We start from the raw sequence: 24,918 nt of genomic DNA, 5'->3' as shown, positions 1-24,918 counted from the left end.
CCGATCTGGACCGCATCAATGCCGTCACACGATCGAGATCCCCGTCCCGTAAAACCAAAGGCGCAACTCGCATACAAGCAAGTATCGCAAATCCAACTGTCTAATTATTTATCCCACGCCGCACTAGGATTCGGAGCGAAGATCGCGCTCGAAGCGCGCTGACACGGCAATCGGAAAAGAGTAGACAGTGGGCGCGTGGGGATCGGGACCGTTCGAGAACGACGGTGCAGGGGATTTGATCGCGTCCATCGGACACGGTGACTTCACCTTCGAATCGGTGGAGTGGGCATTCGAGGACGACTACCTCGAGGTGGACGGCGGCCAAATCGCCGTCGCCTTGCTCGAATTGGTGTTGATCGTGCGCGCCGATCGCAAACGCGACCCTGCCACCCAAGACCTCGATCTCGATTCCTTCACCTCGACCCTGACCAGCGAGCGGCTCACCTGGCTGATCGAGATGGTCGAGCGCACCATCGCATCGACCGATTCGGAACTGTTCGAACTGTGGGACGAGCAGGGACCGGAAGAGCTTGCGTCGTGGCGAGTTCCCGTCGTGGACGGTCTCGAGGACCTGCGCGTTCTGTCGGTCTGATTCCGTCACCGCTCCATCACGTTTGCTTATCGGGCCACAACGGTTCGGTCTTGGTCAGATGCCCTGGTAGGACCCTATGGTCGAACGGATCACCGAGTGAGAATTGTGGCTCGTCGACGACGGGAATCCACGCTCACCCCGGACCCAGGAGCAGACCATCATGGCGACATTCGTTCCGGCTGCGCGCGTCGACAGAATCAGGGAGTCGCCGAGTGTGGCTGCCGCACAACGAGTGCGCGAGCTGAAGGCCCAGGGTCGCGAAATACTCGACCTGACGGTCGGTGAGCCCGATTTCGACACACCCGACAACATCAAGTCGGCGGCGATCACGGCGATCAACACCGGCCAAACCAAGTACACGGCAGTCAACGGCATCCCGGCACTACGCGAGGCAATCGCAACACGCGCGGCTTCGCGGACCGGAATCCAGTACGCGGACAACCAGATCACCGTCGGCGGCGGAGCGAAGCAGGTCATCTTCCTCGCTCTCATGGCGACGGTCGAAGCCGGCGTCGAGGTCATCGTTCCCGCTCCTTACTGGGTTTCGTACCCGGATATGGTCCTCGCTCACGACGGAACTCCGGTGATCGTTCAGTGCGAGGAGTCCGACAACTTCCTTCTCACTCCCCATGCTCTCGCCGACGCGATCACTCCGAACACCAAGTGGGTCATCCTCAATGCCCCGGGCAACCCCACCGGATCGGTGTACACGCGCGAGCAGTTGCAGGCCATCGCCGAGGTGATCGAGGCCAATCCCCATGTCAGTGTGTTGGTCGACGAGATCTACGACGAGATCAACTTCGGCGACGCTCCTATCACGAGTCTGCTCGAGGTCGCCCCGCACCTTCGTGATCAAGTGCTGGTCACCAACGGTGTCTCCAAGTCTCATGCCATGACGGGGTGGCGACTCGGATACGGACTCGGAAATTCCGGATTGATCGGCGCCATCAACAAACTGCAGGGTCAGAGTTCTTCCTGCCCGTCCTCGATCAGCCAGGCGGCAGCCGTGGAAGCCCTCACCGGCGACCAGAGTTTCCTCACCGAATCCGTACGGAGCTACCGACTTCGACGCGACCTCTCGACTCGCCTCCTCGGTGCTGTCCCGGGGCTCGAGCCCGTCGTGCCGCAGGGTGCGTTCTACCTGTTCGTCAACTGCGCCGCCTTGATCGGCAAGCAGACCCCGGGCGGCACCGTGATCGAGTCCGACCAGGATCTGGTCCTCTATCTCCTCGACGAGGCGTCGGTTGCCACTATTCAGGGTTCGGCATACGGCGCTTCGCCGTACTTCCGCATCTCCTTCGCCGCCTCCAAGGCTGTCCTCGAAAAGGCCGCGGCACAGATCGCCGCTGCAGTCGAACGCCTTTCCTGATCTTCCATACCTTCTGGAGTACAAGATGATTCACGTCAAGACCAAGATCGACCGCGCTGACAAGGACCTGATAGCCGAACTGGGGACGTTCTCCGCGGCCACGATTCACGAGGCGCAGGGTCGCAAGGGTTCGCTGCATCCGGCGATCAAGCCGATCGACCGCGACATGAAGTTCTGCGGCTCCGCTTTCACTGTCAAATGCCATCCTCGCGACAACCTCATGCTGCAGGTTGCGATCAGCTACGCTCAGCCGGGCGACGTTCTGATCGTCTCTTCAGGCGATCAAGCCGCCGGCCAGTTCGGCGATGTTCTGGCCAATGCCTGTGTCGCACGCGGCATTACCGCGCTGGTCACCGACGGCGGAGTGCGCGACACCCGGGAAATCCGCGAACTCGGATTCCCCGTCTTCTCCAAGCACGTGTACATCGAGGGAACTGTCAAGGAATCACTCGGGCCGATCAACCATCCCCTGGTTTTCGGCGATCAGGTCGTCTACCCCGGCGACGTCGTCAAGGGCGACTGCGACGGTGTTGTCGTGGTCCGCCGCGAGGAGGTTGCCGAGGCCATCGAACTCTCACGCGCCCGTGACGAAGCCGAAGCCGGGTACATCGAACGTTACAAGCGGGGCGAAACTCCGCTCGAGGTAAGCAATCTGACTGCCCTGCTGGAAGCCAAGGGCTTGGTGGTCGAATAACCTGCTGTGCGCCTTTATTAACCGCCCGCGGTTAATAAAGGCGCACAGGGTCGAAGGCCTCAGAACCGTAACAGCACCTTCCCCGACACCGAAGCATCCTTGGCCACCGCGAAGGCTTCCACAGCTTCCTCGACCGGATATTCGTGTGTGAGGACAGCATCGACAGCAAGCGAACCGTCGGCAAGGGCGATAAGCACCTCGTCGATTTCGTCGTTGAAGCGGAATGAACCCACCAACTCCAACTCTCGCGTGATCGCCAGCGAGATGTGTACCGGTTGAGGTCCGGACGGAAGAAGCCCGAGCATGACCACCCGTCCACCGCGCGTCGCCCCGCGGATAGCGGATTCGAGCCCGCGATGATTACCGGTGCACTCGACGACCACGTCGGCATCGGCTGAAGCGACGGCGTCGACGTCGGTGGCCTTCAGAACTCGATCCGCACCGAGCGTCGACGCGATCTGCAGTGGAACGTCGTGCATGTCGACCGCGGTGATCGACTGCGCGCCTGCTCGTTTGAGCACGGCCACGACCAGCGCCCCGATGGGTCCGCACCCGACGACCAGCGCTTTCTTTCCGCGTACGTCTCCCGCTCGCGAGACAGCGTGCCAGGCAACGCTTGCCGGTTCCGCTACCGACGCTGTCCGCAGGTCCAGCCCCTCGGGCAGTGTCCGGAGCATGCGTGTCGGGAGCACTGCGTATTTCACGAATGCCCCCTCGGTGTGCGGGTACTGCGCTGCACTTCCCAGGTATGTGCAGCAGGGTGAGAGGTTGGGCCGATCGCTCGGAAACCGCGGGGTGGTCCCACCGGGCGTTGCGGGGTGTACGGCTACGGAAGTTCCGACTACCGGCCCCGTTCCGTCGGCCGCGGCCGTCACGACCGTGCCGACCACCTCGTGACCGAGCAGCATCGGTGCCTTCAGAATCGACTCCCCCGCCGCACCGTGCGTCCAGTAGTGCAGATCTGATCCACACACACCGCCGTAGGCGATCTCGACCACTGCCTGCTCAGCGGTCGGCGCAGTCAACACGACGTGCTCGACCCGCAGGTCACCGGCCGCATGGGCCACCACTCCGAGCGTCGTTTCCGGTAGTACAAAACTCATGATGCGCTCTCTCAGTCGTTGCGACGGATGAAGTCGAGGCCACCGGGCACCTGGAAGGTGGGGAGCACCTCGATGAGACCCAGGTTGACGTGGCCGGGAGCGTCGATCGCGAACTCGATGGTATCCGCGATGTCCTTGGTGGTGATGGATTCGTAGCCCTCGTAGAAGGTCTCCCATGCTTCTTGCATGGCCTCGGGCGTGCCGCCGAGGTTTCGGCCGAAGATCTCGGTCTCGACCCGGCCGGGGCAGATCTCGGTCACTCGAATCCGCTTGCCGATGCAGTCGTTTCGCAGCTGGCGCGAAATCTGGTGCACCGCAGCCTTGGTCGCGTGGTACGCAGTGTGGCCGTAGAAGTTGTACAGGCCGGCGATGGAACTGATGTTGACGACGTGGCCGAGATCGCGCTCCACCATTCCCGGTAGCAGAATGCGGCAGAGGTGCAGGACGGCACGAAGATTCACGTCCACCATCGCGTCCACCGACGCCTCTTCGGCGTCGAGAATGTTCCCGGTCGCGGACACCCCCGCGTTGTTGACGAGGATGTCGATCTCCAGTCCGCCAACAGCTTCGGCGAGCGCGGCAGTGTCGGTGATGTCCACGGGCAGCGGGATCATTCCGGTTCGATCGGCAACCTCAGCGAGCTTGTCGGCATTGCGGGCGACTCCGTAGACGGTGAGTCCACGCTTGGTGAACATCTCGGTGACGGCGGCACCCATTCCGGTGTTGGCGCCGGTGACGAGTGCTGTGCGGTAATCGGAGAAAGGCATTTGTGTGCTCCTACAGGAAGAAATTGGTATGACCCGGCAGCCGCCGCGGACTGCAGGCGACTACCGGGCCGGATCAGGAGTGACTCACGCGAGAAGTCACAGAGTGTCGCGAAGCGGAACGTGGGCGCGATCGGTGATGGTGCTGACCGCGATCAGCGTGCCGATTGCGGTGATGACCGCGTAGAAGGCGGGAACGTAGATACCGAATTCGGGGATCAACCAGGTCATCAACAACGGCGCGGTACCTCCGAAGAGTGCGGACGAGATGTTGTAGCCCAAGCCGTAGGCGGAGTAGCGAACCCGCGTGGGGAACAGTTCGACGATCAGAATATGGATGACGGCTGTGTGCCCGGCGAAGATCACTGCCATGAGGCAGGCACCGAGCACGGCGAGTCCGACGTTGCCGGTCACGATCATGGCGTAGCAGGGGATCGCTCCGATCGCCATTGCTGCAGCAGCACCGGCGATGACCTTCTTGCGACCGATCCGGTCGGAGAGAGCACCCATGAACGGGATCGCGAAGCAGATCGCGACCAGGCTGGATGCGGTGACGAGAAGCGCCGTCCCGGTGGAGAATCCGATCTGATCGCCTTTGAGGAACGTGGGCATGTACGAGAACAGAACGTAGTAGCCGGAACCGTTCATCAGGGGGATGAACAGGGCGAGGATCATGGCGCGGCGGTGCTCGGGAGTGGAGAACGCTTCCTTGAGCGGATTGCGCGACAAACCGCCGGATTCCTTGAGCCGCTCGAAGTTCGGGGTATCGGAGATCGCGCGACGGATGTACCAGCCGATGATTCCCATCGGAATGGCCATGAGGAACGGGATGCGCCACGCCCACGATGCGAGTCCGCCGCCGTTGATCGCTTCGGCGTTGAGCCACGGCGACATGGCGAACGCGATCATCGTTCCGGTCAGCAGGGCCAGGAACGACGCGATCTGCGCGTAGCTCGTGATCAAGCCGCGCTTGCCTTCCGGGGCGTGTTCGGCGAGGAACGTCATGGCGCCGGCCGCTTCACCACCGACGGAGAATCCCTGCACGATCCGCAGGAAGATCAGCAGTGCCGGTGCCGCGATACCGATGGCCGCGTAGGTGGGCAGCAAGCCGATACCGGCGGTCGCCACGCTGATCAGCATGATGACGAACACCAACATCTTCTGTCGACCGATCCGGTCGCCGAGGATGCCGCAGACCACCGCGCCGAGGGGCCGAACGAAGAACGAGACCGCGTAGCCGGCGAACACCAGCATCAGCGCGTCGCTCGACTTCGACACGTCGAAGAACACAATGGCCAGTGCCGTCGCCATGAACGCGAAGACACCGTTGTCGTAGAGCTCGACGAAGATGCCGACGCAGCCCGCTGCGACGACTTTTCGAACCTTGCGCGGGTCGGCTACCTGGCCGTCTACCGCTTCGATGGTGTTGGTCATGCTGTCTCCAAAATAGACGCGCGGCGCGGAGCGCTCGCGGGGCGTGTGGTGCCGACGTGGCTCGGTACTCGGGCTTCCGAGGTGTGAAGAGGTATCCGGAGGGTGGTGAATACGTTCTCCACACGCCGCCTCAGCAAGGCGATGCGGTGCTGCTGTTCGCGGTGCTCTGCAACCGCCGTTGCGACGTTGCAGTTCCGGAATCGGACGCGGTGCCCGGGTCGGGCCTGTCCCAGCTGTGAAAGTGAAACGGTGGTGACGACGGCCAGCACCGGATAGCCGGCGGTGACGCCTCTACCTCGATGCAAGACCAGAAGTTCGTTGCCTGCGGGTACTTCGACGGCGCCGATGGGGACGCCGCGCGAGAGGACCTCGCCGGTGCTGGTGCGCTGTGGGAGCGGCTGTTGATCGACCGGTGCCAGCCGCAGCCCGATGTGATTGCTCTGATCGCCTACTACGAATTCGGTGCCGAACAGCGCGGCTGCACTCTCACCGAAGTCGTCGATGTCGGGGCCGTCGGTCACGTCGAGCGTCCACACGTTGCCGAAGGACGGTCGGTCCGGCAGCAGCCGGAACAGCGGTAGTCGGAAAACCGGGTGGTCGATCGGCGGGCAGTCGGTGTCGACGACCAGCGTCTCCCCCGCGGTCAAGTGACGGCCGAATCCGAGGACCTGGTCGGGAGCGCAGCTCCCCAGGAGATAGTCGGCCGTCAGCTCTCCGTGGACGGCGACGTAGACGCGCAAACCGTCGTGGATTCCGGTGACGGCAAGCCGCTGACCGGCGCGCCAGACGATCGGTTCCCACTGCGGTTGCCGATGTCCGTCGACGGTCACCGTTGCCGGTGCGCCCGTGACGGCGATCAGCAGATCCGTGGACGCCGACGCGGAAAAGTCGAGGGCCGTCAGCTCCAGTAGCGGGGCCTCGCGCCTACTACCCACCAACGCGTTGGCGATCTCCGCGCTGATCTGGTCGGCTGCGCCGCCCGTCGCCTGACCGAACTGCGACGCCGATCCACGCCCCAGGTCCTGGACGGAGCTGATTCCGGGAGTCAGGACGGTGACTGTCTCAGCCATGGGGTTCGCTCCCTACGGGCAGGAGCGAGCGTCCGTCGAATTCGTCCCAGCGATCGGCGTCGATCGCGCGGAAGACGAACAGGTCACCGGGGCGGTATTCCGAGATCTGATCCGACGTCGGATCGACCAAGGTGAGTGGGGTACGGCCGATCACTGCCCAACCACCGGGCGCAGGCCTGGCCGAAACGACGGCCTGACGTCCGGCCACCGCAACAGAACCGGCCGCGACGCGCGGTCGCGGGCTCGATCGACGCGGAATGGGGAGACCGAACGCCGGGCCGTCGAGCATCGGGGCGCCGCCGGGAGAGCCGTAGCAACGCATGACCAACGGAGATGCGGAGTGAAGGCGCACCACTTCCGCTCCGGTGACGCCGAGGAACTGCGCTGTCTCACCGAGGTCCGGGCCGTACTCGCCGCCGTAGACGACGGGGATCTCGAACGTCCGGGGTGTGCCCCACAGTCGCTCGGGAGCAGCCGCTGCATCGGACACCAGTGCGCGGACGGCGTCGTGGTCGGTGAGGAGGTTGTCGAACTCGACCAACAGGGCGTCGTACGTCGGGATGACGCTGACGATGCCGTCGGCACCGAGATCGAAACGTGCAGCGATCGATCGAACGGTGTTCCAGTTCTGCTCGGCGGTCCCGCCGCTGATACTGACACGAACGGCGGCGTCACCGCAGTCGGCGACGTAGGTCTTCACGCGGAACACCCGACATCACGGGCCCGCCGTGACGCCACGACCCGGGTCAGCGGCGCAATGGTGACACCGGCGGCCTCGAGCGCGGCGCGAATCGCCTTCGCGTTTGCGACGGCACCGGGGTTGTCACCGTGTACCAGGACTGTATCGGCGACAACCGGGATCAACGTGCCGTCCACAGCTTCTACGACTTCCTCGACCACCATCCGAACGGTCCGCTCGACCAGAACGTCGACGTCGTGAATCACCGCTCCCGGCTCGCTGCGGGGCACGAGAGTTCCGTCGGAGTTGTATGCGCGATCCGCGATTCCGACGATGCCGACGCTCAATCCGCGGGCAGTCGCCTCGTCGGCCAACGCCCCGTCCTGGGCGAGCACGATCAACGACGGATCGAAGGCCGCGACCGCATCGACGACGGCGCGCGCGTAATCCTGGCGTACGGCAACAAGATTCCCGAGCTTGCCGTGGGGAGCGATGTGTGACAACGACGTTCCGTTCGCGACCGCAAAGGCGTGAAGGGCGCCGAGTTGGAACAGCACGTCGGTTCGGACCTCGTTCTCGCTGAGATCCATCGCGCGACGGCCGAATCCGGCGAGGTCCGGAAAACTCGGATGAGCGCCGATTCCGATACCGCGGGATACGCACCCTCGAACGGTTGCATCCATGGTTCGTGGATCGCCTGCATGGAATCCACAAGCGATGTTGGCCGAAGTCAGCGTGTCGAGCAGAGCATCGTCGGCGCCCATGGTCCACGTGCCGAAACCTTCGCCGAGATCGGCGACAAGATCGATGCTGGTTGCCATTTCGGTCCTTCCGGTTCGTTTACTTGTTCGTACGGGCGCCGTTGCCCGTGGCTGGTCCGACTGTCGAAGTTCTGTGTATCGACTTCGGTGTTTCTGGGACGCTACTCAGGAACGCCAAAGGGTTGTTAATACCGTTTCGCGTTGGGGTGATCGGAATTCGATATGTCCGTTGAGCTGGTAGTTTGCACAGCATGGACACGAGAAGGCTCTACTCGTTCGTACGAATTGTCGATGCCGGCAGCATCACCCGAGCCGCCGACATCCTGCACATCGCACAACCCGCCCTGAGCCAACAGATGACGTCGCTGGAAACGCAGTTCGGTCAGCAACTCCTGATCCGCAGCAAACAGGGTGTCGAGCCGACCGATGCGGGGCATGCACTCTATCGGCATGCTCAGGTGATTCTGCGTCAGGTGGAGAGCGCTCAGGCCGAGGTGTCCGTGGTCGGACGGGCGCTGGCGGGTGGCGTCTCCGTCGGCCTCGCCCCGTACAGCACCGCCACGGCAATTGCGTTGCCGCTCTTGGCCCGTGTACGCGAGCAGCACCCGAATATCTTGTTGCACATCAACGAGAACTTCGGTGGTGTGCTCAGCGAAGCGATGATGACCGGTCGCATGGATCTGGCGTTGTTGTACGACGCGGGCCCGATCAAGGGTGTGACATTCGAACGCTTGCTTACCGAGGAACTGGTGGTGGTCGCGCCGTTCGGTACCGGACTGGCAGGCGAATCGGGATCCGACATTTCCCTGCCCGAGATCGCCGAACTGCCGCTGCTGCTTCCGGGTCGGATGCACACCATTCGCAAGGTGGTGGAGCAGGCTTTCGACCGGGCAGAGCAGCAACCGAACGTCGTGGCCGAAGTGGAATCGGTGATGACGCTGTCCGAGGCCGTACGCACCGGATTGGGCGCGACGGTCCTGCCGTGGTCGGTGGCCCGCAGGGTCATGGACGTCGAAGCCCTCGAGCTACGACGCATCGAGCCGGGCATCGAAGTGCATGTCTCCCTGGGCACCCCGGCCAATCAGCCCCTGTCCAAACCTGCCGAGGCGGTGCGCGATGTTCTGCGCACCGTCGTGGCCGACTATGTGAAGGGAACCAACGCGAGCGGTCAGTAGCCCGCCGATGGATCGATCACGGCGGCGAGGTCCTCACCTGCGGCGAACCGAGCGACGTTGGCTGCGACGTGATCTGCCAGGACGCGGGTGAGCGTCGTAGCCGGGTTGGCGACGTGTGGAGTGATGATCGCGTTGGGCAGCTTCCACAACCGATGCCCGTCCGGCAACGGCTCGGGATCGGTGACGTCCAGTGCCGCCCCGCCGATCGAACCGGCTTCGAGGGCGTCGACCAATGCGTCCGTGTCGACGAGGGTCCCACGCGCGATGTTCACGATCCAGCTCGACTCCGACATCTGGTCCAGTTCAGCCTTGCCGACCAGATGCCGCGTCGCGGATGTCGACGGCGCCGCGATCACGAAGTGATCAGCCTTGGACCAGATTTCGCCGGTGCGGTCGGCCGAGAGCGTTTCGGAAGCACCCTCGACAGGGGTCCCGGAGCGGGTGATCGCGATGACCTTGACCTTGGACGCGGCGAGGTACGGGATCAACGCACGGCCGATGCCGCCGCAACCGATGATCGCCACCGTCGAGCCCTGCAAGGTGCCCACCCGCGGGTCGAACTCTTCCTTGCGCCACGACTGCGCCGCCAATTGTTCGGGGAGAGAGCGAACTCCGGCGAGGAGAAGCATCATCGTATGTTCGGCGACATTGCCCGCGTACGCTCCGGCAGCAGACGTCCAGACCCGCTTGTCGTCGATCACACCGGCGTCGAACCAGGGCTCGATCCCGGCGAACGGCAACTGCACCCAGCGAACCGAATCGGGTAGCGACGACGGGAACGTCTCCGGCCCCTGTACCCACACGACGCCCTCGGCTTCTGCCAGTGGAACGAGAGCTCCACCGGCTCGGCGTATTCCGTCGGCGACGTGAGGATCCTCGACGGGACCGAGGTGGATGCGAGGGGCGCTGGCGTCTGTCATGTGGGTGCTTTCTGTTCGAGTAGCGGACGATCTAACAGCGGACAATCAGACGACGGCTGTCATTCCGCCGTCGACGTAGAGGATCTGACCGTTGACGAAATCCGAAGCCGGGGATGCCAAGAACAGTAGCGACCCGATCAGCTCCTCGGTACGGCCCCAGCGTCCGGCGGGCGTCCGCTTGGCGAGCCACGCGGTGAACTCCGGATCGTTGACCAGCGCAGAGGTCAATTCGGTGTCGAAGTATCCCGGTGCGATCGCGTTGATCTGCAAACCGAAGGGTGCCCAGTCGGCGCACATTCCGCGGGTGAGCATCTTCAGCCCACCCTTACTGGCCGCATACGGTGCGATACCTGCTCGGCCGAGTTCGCTCTGCACCGAGCAGATGTTGACGATCTTCCCGCGTCCGCGCTCGACCATGGCTCGGGCGAATTCACGTCCGACGTAGAACGCACTGGTCAGGTTGGTGTCCATGACACGCCGGAAGTCGTCGTCGCCGAACTCGAGAAGCGGGGCACGGTGTTGCACGCCGGTGTTGTTGACAACGATCTCGACCGGGCCGACCTCCGCCTCGATGCGTGTCGCCGCATCCCGGACGGCAGCCGAATCGGTGACGTCGAAAGCGAATGCGTGCACCGTTGCACCGGTCGCGTCGGCGATGCGTCGACGCTCGGCTTCGAGCACGTCGACATTTCGGCTGTTGAGCACCACTACCGCACCCGCCTCGGCGAGACCAGTAGCGAGGGCCGAGCCGATGCCTCGGCTCGAACCCGTCACCAGCGCGACCTTCCCGGAAATATCGAACGGGCCGGGGCTTGCGGTGCTACTCACGCTGTGACGCTCCTCTGAGATGTATGGATGTAGTCGACTGCCTCGCCCACCAGTGTGCTCGGTTTGGAGACGACATTCAGCGTGACGCCGCGCTCGTCGTCTGCGAGCGGTTCGAGAGCGTCGAACTGGGAGAGGAGCAGACTCTCCGGCATGAAGTGCCCGGCGCGGGAACGCATACGAGCGGAGATCGTCTCGACATCGCCGGCCAGGTGGACGAACTGCACGTCGAGACCGTCCGGGCGCAACCGGTCCCGATAGTCCTTCCGCAGAGCCGAACAGGCAACGACGCCCGTGCGTCCCGCATCGGCACGCCCGGACAACCAGGCCGCGATCGCGTCGAGCCACGGCGCACGATCTTCGTCGGTCAACGGTGTCCCCGAACGCATCTTGGCGACATTGGACTCGGGATGCAGATCGTCACCGTCGACGAAGTCTGCTCCGAGAGACGTGGCGAGACCTACTGCCACGGTGCTCTTTCCAGCACCGGCCACACCCATCACAACTACCTGCACGGTCATGCTTCGACCATGCCCGACTACCGAAGGCCAGACAATACTCGAGTGATACCGGTTCGCGAGGGTGCCATAGCGGAACGATCTAGGAACTTCTGCCCGTTCGAGCCCTATCCGTTCGCCTTCGCGATCGAATCCGTGCCCTCGGCCGCTCCGCCCTCGATGGTGTCGTGCTGGATGGGAACGAACTTCTTCTTCGGCAGCAGGAACAGCCATGTAGCGAAGACGAACGGGCCCGTCCCGGCGGGCAGGCCGATCGGGGCGAAGGCCGATACCAGCGTGCCGTGGATGACAACAGTCACCAGCACGCCGAAGACGGTGTAGACGAACACACGCCACGACGGGTTGTAGAACACCGACCCCAGAGCGATTGCCGTCAGCACCGAACTGAGCCCGTAAAGACCGTTGCCGACGTCTACGGTGTTGGCACCCAGCGCCAGCACCGCACCCATCGCTATCGCGGAACCGATGAGCGCGAACAACGCCGCCCAGCGTGACGCGACCAGCAGCGCGATCACGAAGATGATGCCGGTGACGGTGTTGTTGATCAGAAAGATCTGGGAGACGTTGCGGAACAGCGTGTCCCACAGGAAGCTGAACGTGATGTCGACATGAACCGACGCGTCCCCGATGTGTTGCGGAAACTGGCCCGCGCTGAGGTCCGACGTTTCGATCCGCAAGAACTGGAATGCCGCGAGGAGAAAGAACCAGTTGACGAGGTTGAACGGAAATGTCAGCGCCGGTACGCCCCACGTCTTGAAGACATTGGCAACAGCCAGGAACGCGATGGTCGACGCAGCAGCGCCCACCACGAGGTAGATCCACAGCATCACGCCACCGGCAAGGAACGTCGGAAAGGCAGCTCCCACAAGAATTCCGTTGTATCCGTACAGGCCGATACGCATCGAATCGTCGTCGGAGTGCAGCATCATGCCGGTGACGGTGGATACCACCAGACCCACCACGGCACCGATCGCGACGGTGATCGTGTCCGCGGCTGTCGCGCCCCAGAAGATGCCGACCACAAACAGCAGGCCGGTCAGCGCATTGCCCTGGAACATCACCTGCCCGGAGCCTTTGAGATTCGTGTCGATGAATCTGAGCACGACGTTCTTGTCCGCGACGTCGTCCCACGGTTTGGTGATGGTGGTCATCGCACGTCCCTCGATCCTTCTCCGGCGATCCGCGTCATCCCCAGAGCGGGACGGGCGGAATGGTGGTGTCCAGAACTGCCTTTCGCACCAAAGCCCAGAAATCACGAACCTTTGCCTTGACGGGTTCGCTCTCCGGACCGAGGACTTTGAAGATGAGACCGGCGTCGTTCGGTAGCCGACTCGCTCCGGAAACGACCTTGCCGTCACGGCCCGGAACTACCTCTTCGAGAATCGCGTCGGCATGCTCCTTCGGTGTCAACAAGATGACATTGCCGAACACGTCGTGATCGCCCATGATTCCGCCGTATCGCACGGGAAAACGTGCCGGTTCGATCACCAGCTTCTCGGTGAAGAGGTTCTCCCCGTCCGGACGCTCCGCCTTGATCATTGTGGAGTACAGGTCGTAGACGAACATCTCTCCGCCGTCGTGGTACTTACGACCTGGCATGACGATCTCCGAGAACAACAGCGTTGCAGTCGGATCCACCGTGATGTCGGTGCGCGCGTAGTACCTCGCGTTGCGGTGCGGAATCGTCACCCCCGGCATCAGTTCGAGATACGAATTCTCCGCGAGCACCACTTTCTGGAGTTGCGACGCGTGATTGGCATCCATCCGGTGGACCTTCGTGGCCGACTGAGTGGTCACGTGCGCGAGGGAACCCGGCTCCATCTCGATGGTGAGGAACAGTCGATCGCCTTGCAACACACTGCCGGACGTGGAAATCATGTAGACGCACGGCATGGTCGGCAACGCTTCGTCCCAGTACAGCGCCTGCTGAACCAGCAGCGGTGTCTTGCGGTACATGTCCCGCAGAATCGTCTTGTCGCCACGGTCGACAAATCGCATCTCGAGAACGCCGGTCTTCCCGACCTTGCCGGCTGGGGCCTGCTTCGGTTGATCCTGGTACTGGTCGAGTTCCGGGATGGTCGGGATCGGCCCCGGTAGCGACCGCGATGCTCCCGGGACGGGCGGTGCGCTCACGGTGCGCTCGCTCCCACTTCCTCTTCGTCGAAGAGGACTCCGTGCACGATGAGGTCCACCACGTCCTTGATGCCTTCCCCTGTCATGCAATTGGTGAAGACGAACGGCTTGTCTCCCCGCATTCCCTTGGAGTCGCGATCCATGACTCCGAGATCGGCGTTGACGTACGGTGCGAGGTCGGTCTTATTGATGACCAGGATGTCGGACTGCGAGATTCCCGGACCGTTCTTGCGCGGAATCTTGTCGCCGGCGGCTACGTCGATGACGTAGATGAAGAAGTCGACCAAAGCAGGGCTGAACGTCAGTGTGAGGTTGTCGCCACCACTTTCGATGAAGACCACGTCGGTGTCCGGGAACGTCTTCTCCATGTCCTCGACGGCCGCGAGATTCATACTCGGGTCTTCGCGAACGGCGGTGTGTGGGCAGGCACCCGTCTCGACGCCGACGATGCGTTCCTCCACGAGAACACCTTTGAGAGCCTTACGCACGTGCTTGGCATCTTCGGTGGTGACCACGTCGTTGGTGATGATCAGAACGCTGGTGCCCCGCTTGATGAACTCCGGCGTGATCGCCTCGATGAGTGCGGTCTTACCCGAACCCACGGGTCCGCCGATTCCGATGCGCGTTGTCTTCTTCATCGTTCTCCTTCTAGTTCATGAACATTCGGACGTGCGCCTTGACGTGAACCGCAGCCAGAATGTCGATCATCGGGGCGAAATTGGACATGTCGTCGAGTCCGTAGTCACGCACTGCGGCGTACTCACGGCCGGCGCTCTGATTGACCTCGAACAGAATCTCCTGCGTCGCAAGGTGATCTACTCGGACGATGCGAAGGGCAGCGCCGAGCAACGTCATCGCGACACCGTACTGATTGACCGTGAAAGCGTCCTCCTCCGGAGAACCCATCTCCGCGAATGCAATTCCGAGGCCGACGGGGTAGGTACCCGGCGTCTCCCCCGATGCGATCGCGGCCAACCACTTGTTGAACAGGGTCTCACCGGCCAAGCGCCCGCCGAGTTCGGCCAACTTCTTACCCATGCGGGTACTCATCGTGCGCGCTTCTTCGTTGAGCTTGCGTTCGATCACTGCATGATCGGCGGCGAGGATCGCCGAGAAGTCACCGGCTGTCGCGCCCCGATGCGCCGCGAGTACGGCGATACCGTCGCACGTCGCCCCCTGATGCGCCGCCGAGAGTACGAACTCCCGCAGCGACGGACCGTCCGTGACAATTCCCTGCGCCACGGCCGATTCCAAACCGTTGGAGAACGAGAAGGAACCGACCGGGAACATGGAATCGGAAAACTGCATCATCCGCATCGCGCGGTTGATGCTGAGCCCGGATCCCTCAGACGAGAGGGTCATGGGTATGCCCCTCGCCCTCACGAGCGGCCGCACCGAACAAACGGCGTGCCTCGTGTGGAGCGATGTAGGGAATGACCTCGGCACCCGGGATGAAGGTGTACTCGATGCCCTCGAAAGCATGTGTCCGCATCACCGAGCCCATGACCGCCTTGTCGACCGTCAACGGAACGTAGACCTTCATTCCCTTCACCACGGCAGGCCAGTGCTGGTTACCCACGGCATGTCCCAACTCCAGGCACGTCTGAATCATCTTCTCGGGCGTGACGTCGACCAGTGCGCTCAGGTCGATCTCCAACACGTCCTTGAGGTTGATCCTGGCCACGACGACGGTGTTCGCCGGCTCGTCCCACAGCAGAATGTCGCCGTCCTGCAACTGAATACCCCGATCGAGCGAGACGGCCAATTCACGGCCACCGATCGTGGTGCGTCGTAGCCGACTCTTCTGCGCTTCCCACTGATCGAGCGACAAGACGTCGACTACCGCATTGTCGAGTCGACCGACCCACTCCTCGTCGGTCTCCTTCCCGAGCAGCGCGTCGATCCGCGTCGGCTTTCCGCTCGGCGCGGTCATCTCGCCGTGCGTGTGTGGCGTCGCATCGGCGCCGTGCGTGTGTGTGATTGTTCCCGACACAGGAGACCCCTAACTGAAGAAGTAAAGTTGGTTCAAGCGAATGGATTCGGCAGGTTCGACGTATGCGTGGACGCCGTCCGCAGTCACCGCGAAGGTCTCCGGGTCCACCTTGATTTCCGGAGTGGCCGAGTTGCGAACCAGATCACGCTTGGTGACTGTTCTGGTTCCCTCGACAGCAACAACCTGACGTTCGAGACCGAGCCTGTCCTTGATGCCGTCGTCGAGTGCCGCTCGCGAGACGAACGAGACCGAACTCTGCGGCAACGCCTTACCGAATCCACCGAACATCGGCCGGTAGATCACCGGTTGTGGTGTCGGGAGCGACGCATTCGGATCTCCCATGGCGTGCCAGCTGATCAGACCGTTCTTGATGATCGTCTTCGGCTTCGCGCCGAAGAATGCGGGCTCCCAGAGAACAAGATCCGCCATCTTCCCGACACCGATCGACCCGACCACATGCGAAAGACCGAACGTCAAAGCTGGATTGATCGTGACCTTCGCGACGTAGCGCAACACGCGGAAGTTGTCGTGTGTCGGCGAATCCTCGGGCAGCTTGCCGCGGGACCGCTTCATGCAGTCCGCTGTTTGGATCGCGCGTAGCCAGTTTTCTCCAACCCGGCCCATCGCCTGTGAGTCACTCGAGAACATCGAGATGACGCCCATGTCCTGCAGTACGTTCTCGGCACCGATCGTCTCGGCGCGAACGCGGGACTCGGCAAACGAAACATCCGAGGGCACTTTGGGATTGAGGTTGTGACAGACCATGATCATGTCGAAGAGTTCGGCCTGAGTGTTGATGCCGTACGGCAACGTCGGATTGGTCGACGCCGGAAGTACGTTGTCCTCTCCCGTCACTCGCAAAATGTCGGGTGCGTGACCGCCACCCGCGCCCTCGCTGTGATAGGTGTGAATCGTACGGCCTTCGAAGGCCGCGATAGTGTCCTCGACGTATCCGGCCTCGTTGAGGGTATCCGTGTGAATGGCGACCTGAACGTCCATTTCGTCTGCCACCCGCAGAGACTCACGAATTGTGGCCGGTGTCGCGCCCCAGTCCTCGTGGACCTTCAGACCGGCCGCACCGGCCTTGATCTGTTCGACCAGCGACTGATGCCCGGACGAGTTCCCCTTGCCCAACATGCAGACGTTGACCGGCAAACCCTCGTTGGCCTTGAGCATCATCTCCATGTTCCAGATACCGGAAGTGATGGTGGTGCCGTTGGTTCCGTCGGTCGGGCCGATACCACCACCGATCAGCGTCGTCACTCCCCCACTGAGTGCGTGGTACGCCTGCTGTGGTGACACGAGGTGAACGTGTGGATCGATGCCGGCGGCAGTGAGGATCATCTGCTCACCGGAAATCGCGTCGGTCGCCGGACCGGTGGTCAGCCCCGGGGTGACGCCTTCCATCGTGCTGGAGTTTCCCGCCTTGCCCCAGCCGACGATCTTGCCGTCCTTGATTCCCACGTCTGCCTTGACGACACCGATGGTTGCATCGACGATGACCACGTTGGTGATCACGAGGTCGAGGGCACCGTCGATGCTGCACGACTCCGGATCCTGGCCCATGCCGTCGCGCAGCGTCTTGCCGCCGCCGTAGATCGACTCGTCTCCGATGGTTCGAAGATCTTCCTCGACCTCGATGTACAGGTCGGTGTTGCCGAGCCTGATCTGGTCACCCGTGGTGACCCCGAACAGACCCGAATACTCTTGTCTCGAAATGCTTGTCATGGGTGTTGCTCTCCTTCGTCCGCCGTGAACGAGAATCAGTCGGTTTGAGGTTCGGACAGGAAGCCGAGTTCTTCGGCACGCTGGACGGCTCCGGGGAGCCTCGGCCGGTAGGCAGCGTGGGTCGGCGCCCAACCGTCGACAAGTCCGTTGAAGCCTTGAACCCGTTGCTTGCCGCCGAACGGCACCAACGTCACTTCCTTCTCGTCGCCCGGCTCGAATCTGACCGCCGTGCCCGCTGGAATATCGAGGCGCCAGCCGAAGGACTGTTCACGATCGAACGACAACGCGCGATTGACTTCCATGAAGTGATAGTGCGAACCCACCTGGATGGGACGGTCACCGGTATTTCGGACCCGCAGCTTCAAACGCGGACGACCCTCGTTCAGTTCGATCGGCTCGTCCCGCAACACGTATCCGCCGACCGGCACTTTCTTCTCGCCACCGGAATCCTTCTTCGTCGATTTGCTTGCCATCTTGGAGTGCTCCTGACATCTCGGTCGGGCTACTGGATCGGAGAGTGCACGGTGACGAGCCGGCTACCGTCGAGGAACACCGCCTCGACCTGCACACGCGGAATCATCTCCGCGACACCTTCCATCACATCGTCGACCGTCAAGGCGTGCGATGCGTCGGCCATGACCTCCTCGAGGGTCTTGCCCTCCCGAGCTCCCTCCAGAGCGGCTGCAGTGATGACTGCGACGGACTCCGGATGATTGAGTTTGAGCCCCTTTGCCTTTCGCCTCAGTGCGACATCCGCCAACATGAGAATTGTCAGCTTGTCGAGTTCTCGCGGTGTCAGATGCATTCCGAACGCTCCTTGTCGATGATGCGGTAACTCCCTGTCGTCGAATACATGTCAGCTCCCCTGTTCCGTCGCTTCGGTGAGAGGTTCGGCCGCCTGCTGGACAAAACCGCTCCTCCTGCCGCCCGAGTACTCGTTGATCGCGTCCAGAACCGCCTGGGCATGTTCCGAGGCGACCAGCACCTCGACACGCAACCGCTCCGTGAACACGACGTCGTTGCGTTGCCCGCGAAACTTGAGAGAGGCCGAGTCGCTCGCGGAGACATGCGCTTCCGATACGACTATCGACTCCGCTCCGGCAGCCAGCAGCGCCTCCCGAAGCTTCTCGGACTCGATGGTCTGCAATACCGCCGTGATGAGTTCGTGCTTCGGGGCGCCGAAGTTCGGAACAAGTTTTGCCCCCTCGACCAGGACCCCCGAGTCGAACCCGCTGGTCTGCGGCGCACCACCGGCGTCGACGAATGCGGCGTTGTAGCGGTACGCGTCCATGCCTTGCTGACGACGGTCGATGTCCACCTGGTCTTTCGGGGCCAGCTTGAGACCGATGGTCTTCTCGATGCCCGTGGCGATCAGCCAGGTCACCACGAACGAGAAAGCTATGACGACGATCAACGCCAGCGCCTGCTCGCCGAGTAGTCCTGCGCCGCCGCCGAAGAAGAGTCCATCGCGGCCGATCGAATTGATCGCCTTTTCGCCGAACAAACCGAGAAGGAGGGAACCGAGGATGCCGCCGATGAAGTGGACCGCGATGACGTCGAGCGCGTCGTCGAACTTGAAGATCGACTTGAGCGCGAGCGCGAAGTGGCAGACCAGTCCGGCAAGCGCGCCGATCGCCAACGCGGAGAAGGTGCTGACGAAGCCGGCGCATGGAGTAACGGTCGCGAGACCGGCTACCGCGCCGGTGATTCCACCGATCGCCGTGGCCTTGCCCTCGGTATACCTTTCGATGACGAGCCAGACGACCATGCCGCCCGCTGCGGCGATGTGAGTGTTCATCAAGGCTTGTGCCGCAACACCATCGGCGGCCAATCCGTCGCCTGCGTTGAATCCGAACCAGCCGAACCACAGGATGCCTGCGCCGATCAACGCCAGAGGCACCGAGTGCGGGACTGCCTCGGCGTTGGGCCATCCCGGACGTTTACCTACCACCAGCAAGATTGCCAGAGCGGCGGCGCCGGCGGATGCGTGGACGACAATTCCGCCGGCCCAGTCCTGAGCTCCGCGGAGCGCCAACCAGCCTTCGGGATTGAAGAGCCAGTGCGCAATCGGGGGGTAGACGATGATCGACCACAGCACGAGCAGAACGGCCCAGCCCAAGGGCTTGAGCCGGTTTGCGGTCGCACCGGTGATCAGCGCGGGCGTGATGATCGCGAACATCATCTGATAGACCACGAACGCCAGAGTCGGTACCGCGACTGCACCTTCGATCAGGTGGAAGCCCGGGGCGGCGGCAGTGTGTATGTCCTGCAAGCCGAACAATTTGAGGTCACCGAGGAAGCCGGAACCCCAGTCTCCACTGAACGCGAAGCTGTATCCGAACACGACCCAGGTAATCGAGACGAGTCCGAGTGGGACGAGGTTCTGCTGCAACATGACGAGCGCACTGCTACCACGCACCAGACCGGCGTAGAAGAAGGCGAGTCCGGGAACCATGAAGAGAACCAGGCCAGCGGAGATCAGCACCCACGCCGTGTCCCCACTGTCTATCACTGCTTCGGCTAACACCATTTCCATCGACATCAACGACCTCCGAGCATTATTCGGACCTGAACAAAGTCATTGGTTAGAGCAGCAATTCGCGATGTTCCAATTCACTGCGACAGTTACGCTACGCCCCATAGTTGCACCTTCTCAGCAAAATCGGGGGAACATCCGGTTTTCACGTTTAGTAGAGCATTGTTCTGGGAAAAGATGGGACTTTGCCTGAACATTGCGGACGCTCCACAACCTACAATTGCGGGACCAATTCTCACCGAAAGTGGTTTAAGTCTTGCAAAATGGGGAACGTAGCCGCAGGTGAGCGACACTTTCGAAGCAGAAATGCCGTTTCCAACTCGGGACTTAGCTCCCTAACCAAGACAGCCGCGAGCGCCCTGTTTGATTACCAACGTCGGTGACCCGCCTATCCAATCGGGTAGGTAATTTCACCGAACATCTTCTCACCTGTTCAGATGACTAACCTTCACCGCACTGAGGGCAATCCTGTCGTTAATATGTTCTTCATCCGTACTGGATATTTCGACCGGAAAGTCGAAGATCACCTTTCGATAACCTTTAAAGGTGAAAAAACTCTCGCTGTAACTCTTTTGTTATGCAGAACCTAGAAGGGAGGGTTGATCCCACCAGGCGAGCACTCGGATGCCGGACAAAGTCAGCCACTTCGACGGCTCCCCCGCTTCTGTGTCGACCTCGAACCACACCCGCCCCGGTTGGCGACCGGCCTGGAGCCACGTCCCATCCGAGGCTCGGGCGGCCCGGATCATCTCGATCGCGTCCGCCATTCGCGGATCAGGCTCATTTCCATACGACAACGACGCTTCACGGAAGTAGTCGGCTGCGTTGAGCACGTTGTAACGCCACCGGAACGGGTACGCGAACCGGCCGACCCAGGGCCCCACCGGTTCGCCGGTCGAGAGTCGCCGGAACAGACCGCGCTGCAACAAGTACTCCTCACCGGATCGCCGAGCCGCGCGCGTCTCATCCGTTCCCCCGGTCGCGATCTCGTACGCGAGAAGCCCTTTGAGTGAATTGAGCGTCGAATGAAACGACGATCGCGTCGAACCTTCGATCCACTCGCAGTTCCACCCACCATCTGGAAGTTGATGCCGCACAAACCAATCAGCGAGCTCATCAACGCAAACATCGAGCCACACACCGTTTGCCACCGTCCAGGCGTTGATGCAGCAATCGACCTCACCGTCCCAGTACGGCCGGCCCTCGTACTCCCAGCGACAGTTTTCCGCGAGCAGTTCTGCGGTTCGACGCTCCCGCAGAGCACCGGCGTCGAGGCCCCACTCACGCAAGGAGTTGAGCGTCCATGTTGTTGCCGTCCAGGGTTGCGAACTTTGTTCTGCTGCTTCAGTTCCCGCGAAGTCGAATTCTGCCGGGAAGAACGCCCCACCCGCCCATTGGCCGTCTCGATCCTGTAATGAAAGCAGGCGTGCACCAAATCCTTTGGTGGCGATCGACGCGCGCGTCGCCGCCCACACAGTGGGCGCTTCGTTCAGCAGGTCGCGCTCCACCTGCCACCGAATCGCTGGATCCGAGTCGAGGAGCCACGCGAGCAAGTCGGTTCGGGGTGCCATCTGGCAATACTATCGAAAGGCGAAGCAGGCCATCCGGTTAACGCATTTCTCGACGTCTGATGCAATGGTGAACTCCGGACCCATTGCGTGGCCTACACCGGGTAATCCAACGCCGCCCGCACCGCCACGATGTCGGCGGCAGCGACCTCCATTGGCTTGTCCCCCAACCGAATCAACGTGCCAATGGGCAGTTCCTCCACCACCGCAGATTGGGGCAGCGCGCTGCGATCGAACGTAACTCCTGAATGGAAGTATGTTTCCCATCCCACCTCGACCTCACCTTTCGACCGCTTCTGAAGGTGCCGGTAGTCTCCGATGCTCCACCGGGCTCGCTCCGGTTCCCAATGCTTGACGATCACTCTCATGATCGCGTCTCCGATATCCGGGTCGAGCAACCGCCGGGTACTGTCGGTGAGCTGCGTCTCCGTCGGCAACGACACCAGGACACTGTTGGGAGCACTGGTTTCCAGCCCGCCGACCCAGGCACCGACCCGGCGCGCGGTCCCGTCCTCGGGCGACAAGTCGATGTCGTAGCCCGGTCCCGGGGTGTCCGAATACCCCATCTCCTTCGAGCGGGAATGCTCGAAGATACGCACCAACCCGTCCACACTGAGATCTGCTGGCACCTTGTCGAACTCGGCAGTCGAGACCAACGACAACGCCAACTCCGGGTCGATCGTTTCCAGGTCGTCGAGGAAAGCGCGCATCGTCTGCGCCACTTCCTGACTCGACTGCACCCGCGTGCCCCAATATCCGGCTACCGTCGGCCGTCGCCCGACTATGCTCATCGCCCCGTCCTTTCCAACCACTGCGTAATAGTCTCCGTCCGACTACGTGTCGCGACATGAGCAAGGGTCGGCGGTCACGCGGCGTCTTAGACCGGGTAACCCAGTGCTTCCCGCACCGCCAGGATGTCGGCAATATCGACGTCTAACGGTTTCTCGCCCAACCGAATCAGCGTTCCGTTGGGGAGTTCCTCCAGTGCGGCGACGACGGGCAGTTTGTTGTGATCGAGATCGATCCCGGACCGAATGTATGTCTCCCACCCGACTTCCACCTCTCCAGCCTTTTTCCCTTGGGCTTTCTGGTATACCGGCGTTCCCCAACGGGCTTTGTCTGGAGACCACTGTTCGATGATCGCTTTCATGATGGCGTCACCGACGCCTGCGGTTAGCAACCGCGATGCCTCCCCAATTGCTTCTTTCTCCGGAGGGAGGGTGACGTTGACGAGATTCGGAACCCTCGGAACATTCCGGCCGAGAGAGAATTGGATTCTCAAGAACTGATATCTGTCCGGGTGCAACAAACTCACGATGTAGCCGAGGTCGAAGGCAGCAACGGATTGCCCTTCGACATCCTTCGCTGCCCGGAAGATTTTCGCTAGGCCTTCCACGCTTAGATCGGTCGACTCGGAGGCAGTCTCGGGCGAAAACACCCAAGCTTGTCCAAGTGCTGGATCAATGTTCCTCAGACTATGAAGAAACGAGAACACCTCCGCTGCAATGCCTTCTACCGGTTGCGTCCGAGGGCCCCAATACCCGATCACTGTCGCGCCACGATCCGAATTCATCGACCTTTCCTTTCCAGCCACTCTGCGATCGTCATAGTCGTTCTCGGCAAATCATTGTCATTGAACAGTTGTGGTCCGGGTTGCTGCGGAGCGCCGGGAGCATCCGGATTCACCGGCACCTGACCGACATCGGGCAGAGTCGGCACACTCGGTTCCTCGACGCGACCTGGCGAGGGAACCTCCGGGGTGGAGTTCTCGGGTCTCGGGTTCGACCCCGGATCGCCAATCCCACCGGTCGAGAGTGATTCCCACCCGCCACGATCGGGATCGCCGAGAAGAGTGGGTTGCGAGGGTTCCGGAATCGCGGGATCCGGGCGTGCAGGTTCATTCACGGACGGAACAGAGGGTTGATCATGCTCGGCAGGTGGAACTGTGCCGTCGATGACGGGTATGCCGCACGGTGGCAATCCACCCGGAGCGTATCCGGATCGGGATCGCGGCGCGGTAATTGCGGGCAGGCTGGTCGGTCCGCGCCATCCCTACCTGCAGGCAGCCCCGAGTGCGCCCAACGTAGGGCTCACAGCCGTCTGAAACCTTTGGGTAGAGGAATCTCCGGTCGTTCGGTCGGCAGTCCTGCTGCTGCGCGGATGCTTCGGATGTCCTCGACTGTTAACGGCGTGGACAGATTCTTCTGGATGACGATTGTGCCGTCCTGGTAGGGAAATGCCTCCACGCTGGGCGGGAGCTGCGTTTCCTCGATCGGCAACTCAGGACCGAAGTAGGTGCAACTGCCCACGATCGCGTCACCCGGTACGTTGAACTGAGGCGATGATTCGGTTCGGCGGTAGAGCACGGTGACACGCGAGTCCCAGATATCGGCTAGCCCCTGAACGAGCTTCAATGCCAGCGAAATCAGTGATTCGTCGGCAAAGGCACATGCGAATGCGCCGGACCCTGAGGTGCCCCCGAAACTGACAACGACTTTGACGTCTCCAGCGGGTGAATACAGGGTCATATGTCGTCCCAATGAGAGGGGATACATACCGCCGGTGGCATCGGGGGATCGTCTGCGCTCGATCAATGCGGCTTCGATCGATTTTTCCGTCGAAGGTACAAGGATCTGACGGAGATTCGACGCCAAGGCCTGCTCGACTCCGGCACCGTCGGGGAGGGCATCGCCTACTGTTTGGTACAAGTCGACGTCGAAGACACGATCGATGTCGCGAAGCAATCGTAGCGAACGTGCAACGAGCGCGGCCGTGACGGTTTCGCTTTCAGGCGAACCCTTTCGTGGAATGACCTTCACTGTCAAGCCCACCGTAGGATTGCGGCGCAGTGATGACGTAGGCACTTTCACTCCCCTCCAAATACGATGATGTTGATGTTCTCCATCCCGATGACCTCGTCGAACGCATCCTCCATTATCTGAGCAGCTTGTTCTTAAGAACACCATCACCTGCGGACGTGAGCTTGGCCGTAACTTCTGGTGTCACAGCCGGCGCGAGCCTTTCGGTAGGCGAACCTCCGGTCGTTCGGTCAGCAG

General features: G+C 62.0%; 27 protein-coding genes. 5 read left to right on the top strand and 22 right to left on the bottom strand.

Features of this window, described 5'->3' with window-relative positions:
* The first annotated feature begins 187 nt into the window (after positions 1 to 187).
* The 3 genes from G8767_RS22380 to G8767_RS22370 all read left to right on the top strand — a co-directional run bounded on the left by G8767_RS22380 (position 188) and on the right by G8767_RS22370 (position 2,655).
* The gene (locus G8767_RS22380) at positions 188 to 592 is read left to right on the top strand and encodes a DUF4259 domain-containing protein (RefSeq protein ID WP_124566653.1); all 405 of its coding nucleotides are present in this window, start codon (positions 188 to 190) and stop codon (positions 590 to 592) included.
* Between the two features lie 160 nt (positions 593 to 752).
* Positions 753 to 1,961, top strand: coding sequence for an aspartate transaminase (locus tag G8767_RS22375; protein ID WP_124566652.1), 1,209 nt, complete (start codon positions 753 to 755; stop codon positions 1,959 to 1,961).
* A gap of 25 nt (positions 1,962 to 1,986) precedes the next feature.
* Positions 1,987 to 2,655, top strand: coding sequence for a 4-carboxy-4-hydroxy-2-oxoadipate aldolase/oxaloacetate decarboxylase (locus G8767_RS22370; protein ID WP_124566651.1), 669 nt, complete (start codon positions 1,987 to 1,989; stop codon positions 2,653 to 2,655).
* A gap of 59 nt (positions 2,656 to 2,714) precedes the next feature.
* Here the strand turns inward: G8767_RS22370 and G8767_RS22365 are convergent, their stop codons facing one another.
* The 6 genes from G8767_RS22365 to G8767_RS22340 all read right to left on the bottom strand — a co-directional run bounded on the left by G8767_RS22365 (position 2,715) and on the right by G8767_RS22340 (position 8,526).
* On the bottom strand, positions 2,715 to 3,758 hold the full coding sequence (locus G8767_RS22365) for an L-idonate 5-dehydrogenase (RefSeq protein WP_166811810.1): 1,044 nt from the start codon (positions 3,756 to 3,758) through the stop codon (positions 2,715 to 2,717).
* 11 nt (positions 3,759 to 3,769) lie between these two features.
* A complete protein-coding gene (locus tag G8767_RS22360) occupies positions 3,770 to 4,525 on the bottom strand; it encodes an SDR family oxidoreductase (RefSeq protein ID WP_124566649.1) in 756 nt (251 codons plus the stop codon).
* 96 nt (positions 4,526 to 4,621) lie between these two features.
* Positions 4,622 to 5,956, bottom strand: coding sequence for an MFS transporter (locus G8767_RS22355; RefSeq protein WP_020905842.1), 1,335 nt, complete (start codon positions 5,954 to 5,956; stop codon positions 4,622 to 4,624).
* Positions 5,953 to 7,026, bottom strand: coding sequence for a biotin-dependent carboxyltransferase family protein (locus G8767_RS22350; RefSeq protein ID WP_124566648.1), 1,074 nt, complete (start codon positions 7,024 to 7,026; stop codon positions 5,953 to 5,955). The genes G8767_RS22355 and G8767_RS22350 overlap by 4 nt, the downstream gene beginning before the upstream one ends.
* Positions 7,019 to 7,726 carry a carboxyltransferase domain-containing protein gene (locus tag G8767_RS22345; protein WP_346843020.1) on the bottom strand — a complete coding sequence of 236 codons (708 nt, stop codon included), beginning with the start codon at positions 7,724 to 7,726 and terminating at the stop codon, positions 7,019 to 7,021. The genes G8767_RS22350 and G8767_RS22345 overlap by 8 nt, the downstream gene beginning before the upstream one ends.
* Positions 7,723 to 8,526 carry a 5-oxoprolinase subunit PxpA gene (locus G8767_RS22340; protein WP_030535779.1) on the bottom strand — a complete coding sequence of 268 codons (804 nt, stop codon included), beginning with the start codon at positions 8,524 to 8,526 and terminating at the stop codon, positions 7,723 to 7,725. The genes G8767_RS22345 and G8767_RS22340 overlap by 4 nt, the downstream gene beginning before the upstream one ends.
* Before the next feature lie 191 nt (positions 8,527 to 8,717).
* On the opposite strand from G8767_RS22340, the gene nac reads away from it, so the two are divergent.
* A complete protein-coding gene (nac, locus tag G8767_RS22335; protein WP_030535780.1) occupies positions 8,718 to 9,641 on the top strand; it encodes a nitrogen assimilation transcriptional regulator NAC in 924 nt (307 codons plus the stop codon).
* Here nac and G8767_RS22330 read toward each other — a convergent pair.
* From G8767_RS22330 to G8767_RS22260, 15 genes are all read right to left on the bottom strand, one after another.
* Complete coding sequence (locus G8767_RS22330; RefSeq protein ID WP_124566646.1) at positions 9,635 to 10,561, bottom strand: D-isomer specific 2-hydroxyacid dehydrogenase family protein; 927 nt, start codon at positions 10,559 to 10,561, stop codon at positions 9,635 to 9,637. The two genes, nac and G8767_RS22330, sit on opposite strands and share 7 nt — an antisense overlap.
* A 45-nt stretch (positions 10,562 to 10,606) precedes the next feature.
* Entirely contained in the window at positions 10,607 to 11,389 is a 783-nt protein-coding gene (locus G8767_RS22325) for an SDR family oxidoreductase (protein WP_166811806.1), read from the bottom strand.
* Positions 11,386 to 11,907: a gluconokinase gene (locus tag G8767_RS22320; protein ID WP_206029642.1), complete on the bottom strand. Its 522-nt coding sequence runs from the start codon at positions 11,905 to 11,907 to the stop codon at positions 11,386 to 11,388. The genes G8767_RS22325 and G8767_RS22320 overlap by 4 nt, the downstream gene beginning before the upstream one ends.
* Positions 11,908 to 12,011: 104 nt before the next feature.
* Positions 12,012 to 13,055, bottom strand: coding sequence for an urea transporter (yut, locus tag G8767_RS22315; protein ID WP_166811804.1), 1,044 nt, complete (start codon positions 13,053 to 13,055; stop codon positions 12,012 to 12,014).
* A 34-nt stretch (positions 13,056 to 13,089) separates the two neighbouring features.
* Positions 13,090 to 14,037, bottom strand: a complete 948-nt coding sequence (locus tag G8767_RS22310; RefSeq protein ID WP_166811802.1) for an urease accessory protein UreD — start codon at positions 14,035 to 14,037, stop codon at positions 13,090 to 13,092.
* Positions 14,034 to 14,675: an urease accessory protein UreG gene (gene ureG / locus G8767_RS22305; protein ID WP_019746463.1), complete on the bottom strand. Its 642-nt coding sequence runs from the start codon at positions 14,673 to 14,675 to the stop codon at positions 14,034 to 14,036. Before ureG ends, G8767_RS22310 begins: the two co-directional genes overlap by 4 nt.
* A 10-nt stretch (positions 14,676 to 14,685) precedes the next feature.
* A complete protein-coding gene (locus tag G8767_RS22300) occupies positions 14,686 to 15,399 on the bottom strand; it encodes an urease accessory protein UreF (protein ID WP_019746462.1) in 714 nt (237 codons plus the stop codon).
* Positions 15,383 to 16,030: an urease accessory protein UreE gene (gene ureE / locus G8767_RS22295; protein WP_019746461.1), complete on the bottom strand. Its 648-nt coding sequence runs from the start codon at positions 16,028 to 16,030 to the stop codon at positions 15,383 to 15,385. Before ureE ends, G8767_RS22300 begins: the two co-directional genes overlap by 17 nt.
* A 9-nt stretch (positions 16,031 to 16,039) precedes the next feature.
* Positions 16,040 to 17,758 carry an urease subunit alpha gene (locus tag G8767_RS22290; protein WP_003943847.1) on the bottom strand — a complete coding sequence of 573 codons (1,719 nt, stop codon included), beginning with the start codon at positions 17,756 to 17,758 and terminating at the stop codon, positions 16,040 to 16,042.
* Between the two features lie 35 nt (positions 17,759 to 17,793).
* Positions 17,794 to 18,231, bottom strand: coding sequence for an urease subunit beta (locus tag G8767_RS22285; RefSeq protein ID WP_003943812.1), 438 nt, complete (start codon positions 18,229 to 18,231; stop codon positions 17,794 to 17,796).
* A gap of 29 nt (positions 18,232 to 18,260) precedes the next feature.
* Positions 18,261 to 18,563 (bottom strand): urease subunit gamma, encoded by a 303-nt coding sequence (locus G8767_RS22280; RefSeq protein WP_003943837.1) that lies wholly within the window; start codon positions 18,561 to 18,563, stop codon positions 18,261 to 18,263.
* A gap of 51 nt (positions 18,564 to 18,614) precedes the next feature.
* The gene (locus G8767_RS22275; RefSeq protein ID WP_240952579.1) at positions 18,615 to 20,294 is read right to left on the bottom strand and encodes an ammonium transporter; all 1,680 of its coding nucleotides are present in this window, start codon (positions 20,292 to 20,294) and stop codon (positions 18,615 to 18,617) included.
* Between the two features lie 575 nt (positions 20,295 to 20,869).
* Positions 20,870 to 21,865 carry a squalene cyclase gene (locus G8767_RS22270; RefSeq protein ID WP_166811798.1) on the bottom strand — a complete coding sequence of 332 codons (996 nt, stop codon included), beginning with the start codon at positions 21,863 to 21,865 and terminating at the stop codon, positions 20,870 to 20,872.
* Positions 21,866 to 21,957: 92 nt separating this feature from the next.
* Positions 21,958 to 22,653 carry an Imm52 family immunity protein gene (locus G8767_RS22265; RefSeq protein WP_206029641.1) on the bottom strand — a complete coding sequence of 232 codons (696 nt, stop codon included), beginning with the start codon at positions 22,651 to 22,653 and terminating at the stop codon, positions 21,958 to 21,960.
* An 86-nt stretch (positions 22,654 to 22,739) separates the two neighbouring features.
* Positions 22,740 to 23,435: an Imm52 family immunity protein gene (locus G8767_RS22260; RefSeq protein WP_240952578.1), complete on the bottom strand. Its 696-nt coding sequence runs from the start codon at positions 23,433 to 23,435 to the stop codon at positions 22,740 to 22,742.
* 381 nt (positions 23,436 to 23,816) lie between these two features.
* Between G8767_RS22260 and G8767_RS22255 the strand changes: the two genes are divergently transcribed.
* Entirely contained in the window at positions 23,817 to 23,966 is a 150-nt protein-coding gene (locus G8767_RS22255; protein WP_166811795.1) for a hypothetical protein, read from the top strand.
* Here the strand turns inward: G8767_RS22255 and G8767_RS22250 are convergent.
* A complete protein-coding gene (locus G8767_RS22250; protein WP_260395300.1) occupies positions 23,953 to 24,726 on the bottom strand; it encodes a hypothetical protein in 774 nt (257 codons plus the stop codon). The two genes, G8767_RS22255 and G8767_RS22250, sit on opposite strands and share 14 nt — an antisense overlap.
* Between the last annotated feature and the right edge of the window lie 192 nt (positions 24,727 to 24,918).

Source organism: Rhodococcus sp. IC4_135 (assembly GCF_011602025.1).
GTDB lineage: Bacteria > Actinomycetota > Actinomycetes > Mycobacteriales > Mycobacteriaceae > Rhodococcus_F > Rhodococcus_F baikonurensis.
Note: the sequence above shows the minus strand (reverse complement) of the source record. Positions and strands in the feature narration are given on the sequence as shown.